A 12,435-nucleotide genomic window follows, 5' to 3' on the forward strand; every position below is an offset into this window, starting at 1 on the left:
TCGAACTGTAACAAAACATGAACAACTCGGTCTCGAATACAACCTGGCGCCTACTCTCAATTAATCTGATCCTAGCATGCGCGGGTTGTGACAACACAAATCCCTCCGGCAATGCAATAGTGCAAGGGACTGTCACGATTGATGGGGTGCTGGCAACCCACGGAACGGTGACCTTTTTTCCTCAGCCAGATGGTCCGGTGGCAATCGGTCAGATCCATTCAGATGGCAGCTATTCTTTGCGAACTGGATTGGGTAATCCGACGAAGCCTGATTCAGCAAAGATTCAGGCTGGTGACTATGTAGCTACGGTCATGGTCATGGGGGATCCTGTCGAAGGGGCTGCGTCTGCTGAGGGTGGCCCTCCACTGGCCGGGCCTCGACTGACTGCCCTCAAGTATGCAGATAAACAAACTTCTGGTTTGGAGTTTGGTGTCAAGCCGGGACGAAATGTATTTGTTTTAAAACTCGAAGGTGCGGCAAGTGATGCTCCATCTGAGACTGCATCCGATAGCAGCTCAAATGGAGACAATGTTATTAGTGAAGAATTGAAAGAAGAAGATCAAAAAGAAGCCTCATCAAATCGCAAGAGCGATAACTCAAAGCAACCAATATCTGAAGATACACCAAAATCAGAGAAGGCTTCCGAGGAGACGAAATCACTGTGAAGAAGCCAAAGAATAGTTCTCCAATAGGATTGCTCATTGCTATCGCTCTTTGCGCGATCCTGTTGACCGGGTGTGGCGGACTTTATGATGCGAGCGTATCGGGAACTGTGACACTCGATGGCAATCCTCTACCCCGAGGGACCGTGGCATTCAATCCAGAGAATCCTGGACCAGCTTCTTACGGTCAAATTGATGACTCAGGTCACTACACTGTGATGACGGGTCGCGAAGAGGGCATCCCCTCGGGGCAATACTTGCTGACGGTCGTGGCGAACGAAATCCCTCAAGTAGAGGGCAAGGATGGAGGTCCTCCCCCAGCAGGAAAACCCATCACCCCCAGATGGTATCGCTCGCCTACTACTTCAGGCCTTAGCTTCACTATCGAATCCGGTTCCAACACGATCGACCTTCCACTGACATCTGACCCTCCCTCCGGTTGGCAAGAGCCAAAACCTCGTCGGAGGTAAGATTTTCGCGGATTAATACCCCTCAACTGACGGATTCTGCGCACTCAAGGATTCAACCGCACGTACTAATACCTTCTGATGAACAGATTAAAGCACTCTACCGAAGTTCGAAATCTTCTCCCCAGCTTGTCGCTGTTGGGATTCTGCGTGCTTTTGTTCGCTCTGACAAATGCATCTGCCCAGGACACTTCCGCTCCTGCAACTCTGCAAATGTTTGAGGCAAAGTGGGACACCATTGAAAATCGTCAGGTTGATTTGTTTTACGCTGGTTATGGTGCTATGTGGTTGCCGCCTCCACAACGGAGCGACACCGGACCTTTTTCGGTCGGTTACGATGTGTTCGACCGGTTTGACCTCGGCCAACCGGAGAACCAGACGCTTTACGGTACCGAAGCTGGGTTGAAATCACTCGTCAAGACTGCTCACCGCGCGAGTGTGAGTGTTTACACGGATATGATCTGGAATCACAACGGCTTTGGAAGTTCGAACGATGCTTCCTTTGTGGCGTTGGGGGGATATCCTGGCTTCGTGATGACCCAAATTGGAGACCCTTACGGCGACTTTCATAATCCATCCATCAACTTTGACAACAATCCCATCGAAGGCCGCCTCGCCGGTTTATACGACATTGCGCAGGAAAAGAATTACACCTTCATTCGTAATCCTGTGGAGGAGGGGAATCCAAATAACATCCCCGCAGGGACGACCTACAACAAACCTGATTCGAATAATGCGCGTTTCTATACGGATCAAGACCTCGGCGGCACGAGCGTATTCGACCCGGCGCTGAACACGAACGTGATCTTGTACGACTTCAATACTTTGACGCCCCTCTCTGGCGATCCTGTGTTGGAAAACGCAACGGGTTTGCTCATGCGAAACGCGCGGTGGATGATCCAGGAGATCGGCGTTGATGGCTTCCGCCTAGATGCTGTGAGGCACATGCCGACTTGGGCACTCAACTTCCTGGACCAGGCAGTTTTTCGCGCGAATCCGCGATTGAATCTCGATGGTACAATTAAGCCAGTCTATTCATTTGGTGAAGTCTTCGACGGCAATAAGGGAACCGTACAGAACTACATTCGGCACGACTTGCCTAATCCGCTTGCGATTGAGCAAAGCAATACCACCGTCGGTGGCAATCGTGACGCGCTTGACTTCCCCTTATTCTTTGCCTTACGAGACAACTTGACGGGGAATGGCCTCGGGAATAACTGGCACGGCATCCGAGGGGCCAGCCAAGATTGGCAAGACGACGGGATCCAGAACGGTAGTCAAGGCGTCTCCTTCGTTGATAGCCATGATGATATTCCTGGCGGATTTCCATTCTTGAAGAATGTTGCCTATGCCTACACATTGATGCGACCGGGCAATGCAAACGTCTATCTGAACGCAAAGCAGTTTGGTGAAAACCGCGATTTCCCCAACGATGGCAAGGACGACGCGCTTGGCGGGTTTTATGGCGATACGATCACCAAGCTCGTCGAGATTCGTAACTCGCATGGTCGCGGAAATTTCCACGAGCGATGGATCGACGACGCCTTCAATCCAAATGGATTTTCTAACATTTACATTTACGAACGCTCGAATTCCGCGATCGTTGGCCTCAACAGCCGCAACGATGCGTTTGTCGAAACCCGCAATGGCGTACAAACCAATTTCGCACCGGGCTCGATTCTCGTTGAACTCACCGGCAATGCGTCAGATCCGACGGTTGATCCAGGCAACGTTATACCAGAGACCGTGAAGGTCAACGGATCGGGGCAAGTGAATATCAGCATTCCCAGCAATGATACCCATGGCCGAGGCTTTGTGATTTATGGCTTGGCGACTCCGCAGGGGAGTCTCAGTCTGACCAATGTCTCGTCGACTTTGCAGGGAGCTACACCAACGGCCGCGAATAATGGAACTGCCAGGCTGGGTAGCCTCGATGTTATCAGCTCTGACACGTTTCAAGTGCAGTTGAATACTACACCTGTTAGCTTGCTGGATCCTACGAGTGGGTTGATGGTTCGCGATTTTGCTGCTGACGGCGACACGGCGATGATCCGTATAAATGAAGGTATGGACTTGAATGATCTCCCGGGGATCGATCATCCGACTCCTGGTAGTGTCTCCTACGGGTTTGAAGAATTCACCGACACACGTATTCCTGGATTGAATAACGGTGGCAACGGCACCTATGCTCAGACCATCGATACATCTCAGCTCGCCGAAGGCCGCCACTTCATAACTGTGCGAGCTTTTCGACATCGAGATTCGGATACCGGTGGAGACGGAGGACCTGCAGTCTTCACCGATTTCAAACGAGCAATTTACGTCGACCGTTTTGCACCTGAATCGTCCATTGTCAGTTTCAATCCTTATGGGAGTGCCCCGGAGGATTTGGATCTGGTCGTAGCGAGTATAGATCAGACAGCAGACGCGGTGCATGTGCTATTGAATGTAGGGGCAAGCAAAAATGATGCACAAATCCTATCCATGGTGAATGGAGCAAATAAAGCATCGAGTGTGGGCGGCGGACAATTCAAATATGGCTTTAACAACGTCGTTGAAGGAAATCATGTAGCGACGGTTGTCATGTACGAGCCAACCGGCAGCTATACGATTCGCCGCTTTGCGGGACTCTCGCCGGATACAAACTTCGGGGGAGGCTTTGGCGACACCGATTTCAACGGCTTCGTAGGGCCTGCCGACATCCTAGGATTTGAGACGATTCTCTACAGCAAGAACAACACCTTCAATCCCACTTCCGACACCAATGGTGATGGACTAGTCGACAATCGCGACCTGTTTGAGTTGGACGATAAACTTGTTGCTCAAGGTGCAAGCGTCCTTGCCATGCAAAGATATGAAGAAGTCCTTCTGCGGCGCGGCAACGTCAACGGCGATGGGGTCAGCAATACGCTCGACGTAGCGGCGCTGTACGCCGGTTTTGGTATCCCCACCACGTCGCCCAATTTCTGGCTCTTTGATATGAATGTCGATGGTATCGTGGACGCGTTCGATGCCGAGACCCTGGTCACTGAGGTCTTTCGTGCCACTCCGGGTGATTTCGATCTGGATGGTGATGTCGATGGACGAGACTTTCGTATTTGGCAACGAAGCGCGGGTACGCTCTCCGGAGGTCGCTACGATCTAGGAGACGCTGATTTTAATGGCGTGATCGATGGGGCAGATCTGGCAGTCTGGCAACTAGCATACGATTCAGGGAATCTTATGGCATTGAGTGCCAATTCCCAAGCAGTGCCTGAGCCATCGACAGTCGTAGTTTGTGTAATGGTGGGGTTGATATCGCTTATGAGTGCAAGGAATCGCACTGCGCTCATAATGTAATTTAGTTTGTGGTCCGTTTGAAAACTTAGAGTCTTATTTTTTTGAAGAGGGAGAACAACATGAACGAGTTTAATTGGCTGAAAACCTTGGCGGCATCCTTGATGCTACTTACTGCAACTGGCACAGTTCGCGCGGTACCGACCATTGATGGCACCGCCAGCGTGGCTGACGGGTACACACTATTGTCGACACAGAACACCGACACACAGTTTGGCAATGTTACGAATCCAGATCCGATCCGAGGCTTCGGATCAGAAATAGATCAGGTTTTTGGCAAGATCGAGGGTGGCCGCCTCTATGTTGTGATGGCGGGGAATATGGAAACCAACTTCAATAAGCTGGATGTCTATATCGACTCAGTTGCTGGAGGAATGAATCAAATCGACGGCGCCAACTTGCCGCTGGATGTGGACGGATTTTGTTGTGGTGGTTCCGGTAGCACCAACGGGGCATTTCAGAATTCCAATGGTCTAAAGTTCGATGCTGGATTTGCTGCCGATTACTTTCTGAGTTTTACACATGGTTTCGAGAAGCTTCGCCCAGATCTTCCAGATCAACTCGAATTCTATGCCGCCTCTGCTCACTATGCTGACATGACCCAGGGCACTGCTGGTGCCGTGGTTTCTGCAGGTATGCAACTGGCTCAACGTGGATTGCCCCAGGTATTGAGAGGTTCCACCGCCGACTTCAACATCGACGGTCGGGTCAACGGTGAAGACTTTCTGATTTGGCAGCGCAATTTCGGAGCAATGAACGCCAATCGCACCCAAGGCGACGCTAGCGGCAATGGAATGGTCGGTGGCGAAGACTTGGCCACTTGGCAGGCTGCCTATGGTTTTGATGCCTCTACAACGCCTATCGACCAAAACTATTTTGCCCCTTTGAATGACGTGGATAACTCGAACTCACTCTTGGGACCCTCATTGCTAGGACTTTCCCAGGGAGATCTGATTGACAAAAACTACGCCTTGGGTGCGAACGGGGGTTGCAATGTGGACAACTCTGGCGCGGGTTGCCTGACTCGCGAATTGGAGTTTGCCCTGCCAGTCGACGTGGCTAACGATCCCAACAATACTTGGAGCCATCGCAACATGGAGAACACGATTGGCCTGCAGATGGCATTCGATAACAGCAACATCGCAGGGGTGAATGGAGGGCCTGATTACTTTAACCCAACTGCAGGTGATCCTGCGAACGTGACGAGCGGAATTGAGTTTTCCATTCCTCTTTCGCAAATAGGAAATCCTGCTGCCCTGAGCGACATTCGCCTCTCCTTATTTGTGAACAATGGTGATCACAACTATCTGGCGAATCAGTTTTCGGGTGAAGGAATTTTACTCGGCAATCTTGGTGGCAATGGGTCAGGAGGCTCCGGAGCTTTCAATGATCTACGAGATATCGATCTGGGATTATTTGCAGGCAATCAATTTGTGACGCTAACGGTTCCCGCACTAGCAGCAGCCGCATCTGCCGTTCCCGAGCCTAGTTCGCTCGCGTTATTGGCATTCGCCGCAACCGCGATTATTGGTAGCCGTCGTCGGAAGAGTTAGTGGATGGACCAATTCAAAGCTGGCCGTCAGGCATTGCACCGGCGGCCAGTTTTTTAGGTCCAAATAGAGGATGCTACTTTTTCGGACCGCCACGCGGTCCGTGAACCTGGAGGGATTGTCCCTCCGACCAGGGTTGCCTACTGAAATCCAACAGGAACGACAGACATCCCATCATGTGCAACGAGGGCTTTCGTTGCACGAAAGCGAAACGAATGAATCGATCGACTATGAGCAGTAGGATATGTGAATGCTTCGCCGCGCGGTGCTTGTGGTCAGTTGCGGCCTGTCTAATTGCAATCGGAAGCACCGGTTGCCAACGCCAGCAGCAATCAAGTGTCACACCTACGACGACGGTCGATGCTTCCCCTTCCACAGCGCCAGCCTCAGCCGATCCGGTAGTGGTTGTGGTCAGTTCGAGCAGAAAGAACAAAACACCCCCTAAAGTACAGCCTGACGTCTCCCGGTTTGTCCCCGACTGGGTAGCAGAAGCGGTGTTCTATCAGATTTTTCCTGATCGGTTTCGCAATGGCGACTTTGAGAACGATCCCACACGTGAATCGCTTGAGGACGTAACCTCGATTCCCGAAGCATGGCAAGTTTCTCCTTGGACCGGGGATTGGTATGCACGAGCCGATTGGGAACGACAACTCAGCGGAAGTTTCTTCGAAAAGGGAGTCTTTGATCGACGCTATGGGGGCGATCTGCAAGGGGTACTCGATCGACTCGACTATCTCCAGGATCTGGGCATCAACGCCATCTATTTCAACCCCGTGTTCTATGGCAAATCGCTGCACAAATACGATGGGGCCTCGATGCATCACATCGATCCCTATTTTGGCCCTGATCCGGCAGGCGACTTGGCGATTATAGAGCGGGAAACGAGCGATCCCAAGACCTGGCAATGGACCGCTGCCGACAAACAGTTCTTGGAACTCGTCAAAGAAATTCATGCACGGGACATGCGGGTGATCATCGATGGGGTGTTCAATCACACAGGCCGCGATTTCTTTGCGTTTGCCGACCTGCGGGAGAAGCAAGCAGCTTCCCCCTACAAGGAATGGTACATCGTTCAGTACTTCGACGATCCCGTGACACCGCAGAATGAGTTTCGCTACAAGAGCTGGTGGGGTTTTGAGTCATTGCCTGAATTTGCCGAAAACAAAACCCACGACGACCTTCATCCTGGCCCCAAGGCCTATGTGATGAACATTACTCGCCGGTGGATGGACCCGGATGGTGACGGCGACCCAAGCGATGGCATCGACGGCTGGCGACTCGACGTAGCGAATGAAGTTCCTCAACAGTTTTGGGAGGACTGGAATACGCTCGTGCGCGAGCTCAATCCGGATGCTTATACCGTCGGCGAGTTTTGGGACGATGCCCGCGACCACTTGGTCGGAGGTCATTTTTCTGGAACGATGAATTACCATGGCTTCGCCTACCTCGCTAAAGGATTTCTCATCGACGGTATCCTCACTCCCCACGACTTCGGCCAGGAATTGGTCGCTCGATTGGATGAGTACCCGCAGAAGATGCAATATGCACTGCAAAATCTGATCGATTCACACGACACTCAGCGAGTCGGCTCGATGATCGTGAATCGAAGTCGCCAGCCCTACTTGCAGCCGGATCGATTTGACTACGATGTAAGCGAGCGGGTATCTCCCCGGTACGATAACGAGTACAGCATTCGCAAGCCAAACGATCTGGAAAGACAGATTCAGCGATTGGTCGCATTGATGCAGATGACATTCGTCGGCCCCCCGATGATTTACTACGGTGATGAGGCAGGCATGTGGGGGGCCGACGATCCCTGCAATCGGCTTCCGATGGTATGGGATGATCTGATTTACGATGACCAATCTACAGATCCTTTGGGTCGGGATCGCGAGACCGACACGGTCCAATTCAATCAAGAGTTGCACGATTTTTACCGGCAGTTGATCCATCTCCGCCGCAAGTATGATGTGCTGGAACATGGCGATTTCGAACCGGTGGTAAGTGACGACGACGCGAAGTTTTTTGCATTTCGCCGCACTTTGAAAGGAAAAAGCGCATTGGTGGCGATCAATCGAGGGGAGGCCACTTACAGTTGGGAAGTCCCCTGTGACACCGCTCGGGAACTTCAGTCACTTATTGTCACCTGGGACCCAGAAGCCAAGGCCGACATCGTGCGCCGAGATGGGGTTTGTATCGTCACGGTTCCGCCGTTGGGAGGCGTAGTACTAGCCGATCGCGCAAACCCGGAGTGACCGACACTATGGGTTCTCAATCACGTGGGCGGCAATCCATATGGACTTTATTTGCCTTGGGGTGTCTGTTTCTCCTTGGCGGCTGTTCCCAAAATGACCCTCGACGGAGTGTAACCTTGTGGCACCAAATGGTGCCTCGCGATCGGGTCATGCTCGACAAGCTTGTCGAGGAATTTGAAGCCGCCCATCCAGAAATCGATGTGCGCACGCTCTACAAGGAAACCGAAGAACTCCGCAGCGGTTTCCAGACGGCTGCCTTGGCGGGCATCGGCCCTGAACTAGTCTATGGCCCCTCCGACGTGCTGGGCACATTTCACGCAATGGGCATTGTCGGCGACATGAGTCCCTGGGTGAACTCGGAAGAAGCTGGTGAGTTTGTAGAGGGAGCTCTCACCTATCTGCCTGACCCCAATGACTCTGAGCATCGCATGCTATTGCAGGTTCCTGATCGATTCGGCAATCACTTGGCGCTGGTTTACAACCGCAAGTTCATCGCGGAACCACCTGCAACCACCGCTGAAATGGTTGATCTGGCAGTGGCCAATACGCTCGACACCGATCGCGATGGACGCCAAGATCGCTATGGGTTGGTGTGGAACTTCGTCGAACCTTTTTTTGCGATCCCTTTTCTAACAGGTTATGGAGCCTGGGTATTCGACGAATCAGGCCAGCCCGTGCCCGCATTGGATTCCCCTGAAAGCGTCTCCGCCTATCAGTTCATCCTCTCCTTGCAGCAAGAGCATGGGGTCGTGCCAAGAAACTGCGACTACGAGACCGCCGATTCGCTGTTCAAATCAGGGAAGGCTGCCATGATCATCAATGGCGACTGGAGTTGGACCGACTATTTGGAAACCGAGGGGATTGATGCGGCCATTGCCCCCCTACCTGTAGTAAGTGCAACTGGCAAACCGATGGCGCCGATGATATCTCCCAAAGGTTATTCACTCAACGCCTTGGTCAGCCCCCAGGCGGCAGAAGATGCAATGCAGTTTGTCCAGTTTATGACCAGCGCAGAATCACAGCGCAAGTTTATGGAACTGGTGCGAATCTTGCCTTCCCGTAAAAAGCTGCTCGACGATCCGCTGATCCGCGAAGATCCGACGCTCGCTGCCTCGAAAGAGCAGTTTGACCGGGGCCGAATCATGCCCGTGGATATCGAAATGCGAGCCGTCTGGGATGCGATGCGTCCCCCGTACCAGACTCTCCTGGGAGGCAACACGACTCCCGCCGCTGCGGCGCGCCAGATGCAGCAGAACGCACTACACTCGATCGAGATCATTCAGCAGGAATCAGCAGGCACGGCGTTTCTCTGGCTCTGGCAACTGGCGGGACTTGCGATATGCGGTAGCTTGGTTTTCTGGCAACGCGAAAGTTTGCTGGGGCTCCTACCTGATATGCGTCGTCAGCCATTCGCCTATCTGCTCATTGCCCCAGCACTGATTGTCATGTTTGCCACGGTGGTCTTTCCGTTTTTCTACAATGTGTTGCTTTCACTTTCCAACATGTCGCTCCACAATTTCCAGGAGTGGTCGATTGTCGGCCTCCGCAACTACCTAGACGTATTTACCGAAGCGAAGTTCTTCGGGGTATTGCTGAAAACCTTGGTCTGGACGGTCGTCAATGTTGTATTTCATGTGGGGATCGGCGTGGCGCTAGCGATTGCGCTCAATGGCCCGATTCGTGGCAAGCCCCTCTATCGGGTCCTGTTGATCATTCCTTGGGCGGTGCCGGCCTACATTACCGCGCTCACCTGGCGGAGCATGTTTCACTATGACTACGGTGCGGTGAACCTGCTCTTGGGGGAATTCTTAGGAATCCCGCCGCTCAACTGGCTCGGGGAGCCTGGCCTCGCATTCACCGCGTGCATCGTAGCGAATGTTTGGTTGGGCTATCCCTTCATGATGGTGATCGCTTTGGGAGGCTTGCAGGGTATTCCGCAGGAACTCTATGAGGCTGCGCGGATCGATGGGGCCAACCGCTGGCAACAGTTTCGTAACGTTACGCTCCCGCTGTTAAAACCTGTGCTCGCTCCGGCCGTCGTTCTCGGTGGCATTTGGACTTTCAACAATCTGAATGTCATCTGGCTGGTCTCCAACGGTGGTGAGCCGGCTGACCAGACGCATATCCTTGTCTCGTATGTTTACAAAGCCGTTTTCAGTTTCTATCGCTACGGCTATGGAGCTGCCTTGTCGATGGTAATCTTTGTACTATTGCTCGCTGTTAGCTTGTATTCTCTGCATCGTACCCGTGCGACTGAGAGCGTTTATACGTAACGGATGAAGACCGGCAGCTTACGCTTCCGGCTCGTCTAAATTAGACAAATTGCCATGAAAGAATCATTACTTACCACCTTGTCTCGCCACTTGCTGCTCTTGGTCTTCGCGGCCATCAGCATCTATCCCGTGCTTACGGTCTTATCGATTTCGCTCAGGCCGGGCGACCAACTGCAATCGACCGATTTGTCGATTATTCCTCCCAATTGGACGTTCGCCGCCTATCGAGAGTTGTTTACCGAGCAACCCTTCCTGCGATGGCTCGGGAACTCCCTGTTGGTGTCGACGCTCGTTACTTTCACAGGGGTAGTGCTTGCCTCGATTGGAGGTTATGCACTGAGCCGATTCAAATTCATCGGGCGGCAAGCCACGATGCTGGCGATTCTGACCACCCAGATGTTCCCTGCCACGATGTTGCTACTCCCTCTGTACATCTTGATTGCCAAATTACAACTGGTAGATACCTTCCTGGGACTGTTAGTATTCTACGTCTCCACCGCCCTCCCCTTTTGTATTTGGCAAATGAAAGGCTTCTATGACACGATTCCCCCCTCGCTCGAAGAGGCGGCCCATATTGATGGCTGTAGCCGAGCCACCGCTTTCTGGCTTATCATCCTGCCCATTGCAGTCCCGGGCTTGGTGATCACGGCCCTGTTCAGCTTCATGACTGCCTGGAGTGAATACATCGTGGCTGCTCAGGTATTGCAAGACCGCGATATGTTTACGCTGCCACTTGGAATCAAAAGCTTTCAGGCGAGTATGTCGACACAGTGGGCACTCTATGCCGCCGCATCGTTGCTGGTGAGTTTGCCCGTGGTTGTCGTGTTCCTGGCCTTGAGCCGTTACCTTGTATCAGGCATGACTCTTGGAGCGGTGAAGGAGTGAACATTGGAGCCTCGACAGGCAAGACGCCCCTCCCTGGCAAGATGGCGGAGACACACTTTTGTTCATTCTGCAAGCTGCTAGCCTTCCACGACACCTGCAAAACGTGTAACTTCTTTGCTACTGGGGAGTTGCAAAGTATCAGTTGTATGGGTTGGGCAGAATTTTCGGCGAACTGATCGGGAAATATTTCCCAAAAAGGTGTCCAAAACTGGTGTCAATCTTCATGCGTTCTTAGAATAGAGCCAGTGACCGACTGGAAGCCTCGACCTAAAACATGGACGGGAATCCAATCCTCCAAAACCACTAGGACACCGGGTCTATGAATCACGGCCGCAACGAAGAAGAAACGCGCATCCCCGAAATTGCCATCACCGGGGACCTGACAGAACACGAATCTGAGCTTACCGAACGCCTGCTGGACATCGAGCCCGGCGGACAATGCACCTTCTATTTCGACTCACCCGGTGGCAGTCCCTATTGCGCCGTCTCGTTGATGACGATCATCCGTCTGCGTGGCTTGCGTGCGACGGGGATTGTGACGGGGGAATGTTCTTCAGCGGCGCTGTGGCCGTTTGCTGCTTGCGAACGGCGACTCGTGTCTCCTTTCAGCGTCCTCTTGTTCCATCCCATGAAATGGCAAAGCGAAGAAAACGTCGGCCTTGCCGAGGCTGCCGAATGGGCCCGCCATTTTGGCCATCTGGAAAAAGACATGGATGCGCTGCTTGCCGACCTCTTTGGTGTGTCCCGCGACATGATGCGCAGCTGGATCAACCCCGGGAAATATGTTTCGGGCAGTGAACTTGCTGGTGCAGGGCTGGCCGAGTTGATCACGGCCTCCGACTTGGTCAATCCAACAGGCGTGTTCCACCTGTTCCACCTCGACGAGCAACAGGAAGTGGAACAACCCGAGGCCACCAAGCCTAAGCTTCGCAAGGCACCCTGAACAAGTAGAAGGAATGGAAGGAATTAGGGAATCGGGGAATTCTGATTCCAATCATCTTGTTCCT

The 12,435-nt window shown here is 52.7% G+C and carries 8 protein-coding genes; all 8 read left to right on the plus strand.

Going from position 1 to position 12,435, the window contains the following annotated elements; translation table 11 throughout:
* Positions 1–17: 17 nt before the first annotated feature.
* Positions 18–665: a hypothetical protein gene (locus tag Pla144_RS12120; RefSeq protein ID WP_146450930.1), complete on the plus strand. Its 648-nt coding sequence runs from the start codon at positions 18–20 to the stop codon at positions 663–665.
* Positions 662–1,132 carry a carboxypeptidase-like regulatory domain-containing protein gene (locus tag Pla144_RS12125; protein WP_146450931.1) on the plus strand — a complete coding sequence of 157 codons (471 nt, stop codon included), beginning with the start codon at positions 662–664 and terminating at the stop codon, positions 1,130–1,132. The genes Pla144_RS12120 and Pla144_RS12125 overlap by 4 nt, the downstream gene beginning before the upstream one ends.
* Positions 1,133–1,279: 147 nt before the next feature.
* Positions 1,280–4,468: a hypothetical protein gene (locus tag Pla144_RS12130; protein WP_197530624.1), complete on the plus strand. Its 3,189-nt coding sequence runs from the start codon at positions 1,280–1,282 to the stop codon at positions 4,466–4,468.
* A 59-nt stretch (positions 4,469–4,527) separates the two neighbouring features.
* Complete coding sequence (locus tag Pla144_RS12135) at positions 4,528–6,018, plus strand: PEP-CTERM sorting domain-containing protein (RefSeq protein ID WP_146450933.1); 1,491 nt, start codon at positions 4,528–4,530, stop codon at positions 6,016–6,018.
* 212 nt (positions 6,019–6,230) lie between these two features.
* Positions 6,231–8,270 carry a glycoside hydrolase family 13 protein gene (locus Pla144_RS12140; RefSeq protein WP_197530625.1) on the plus strand — a complete coding sequence of 680 codons (2,040 nt, stop codon included), beginning with the start codon at positions 6,231–6,233 and terminating at the stop codon, positions 8,268–8,270.
* Between the two features lie 116 nt (positions 8,271–8,386).
* Positions 8,387–10,543 (plus strand): extracellular solute-binding protein, encoded by a 2,157-nt coding sequence (locus Pla144_RS12145; RefSeq protein ID WP_197530626.1) that lies wholly within the window; start codon positions 8,387–8,389, stop codon positions 10,541–10,543.
* 54 nt (positions 10,544–10,597) lie between these two features.
* Entirely contained in the window at positions 10,598–11,428 is an 831-nt protein-coding gene (locus tag Pla144_RS12150) for a sugar ABC transporter permease (protein WP_146450935.1), read from the plus strand.
* 319 nt (positions 11,429–11,747) lie between these two features.
* Positions 11,748–12,371, plus strand: coding sequence for a hypothetical protein (locus tag Pla144_RS12155; RefSeq protein ID WP_197530627.1), 624 nt, complete (start codon positions 11,748–11,750; stop codon positions 12,369–12,371).
* Positions 12,372–12,435: the final 64 nt, after the last annotated feature.

This window comes from Bythopirellula polymerisocia (assembly GCF_007860015.1).
Taxonomy (GTDB): domain Bacteria; phylum Planctomycetota; class Planctomycetia; order Pirellulales; family Lacipirellulaceae; genus Bythopirellula; species Bythopirellula polymerisocia.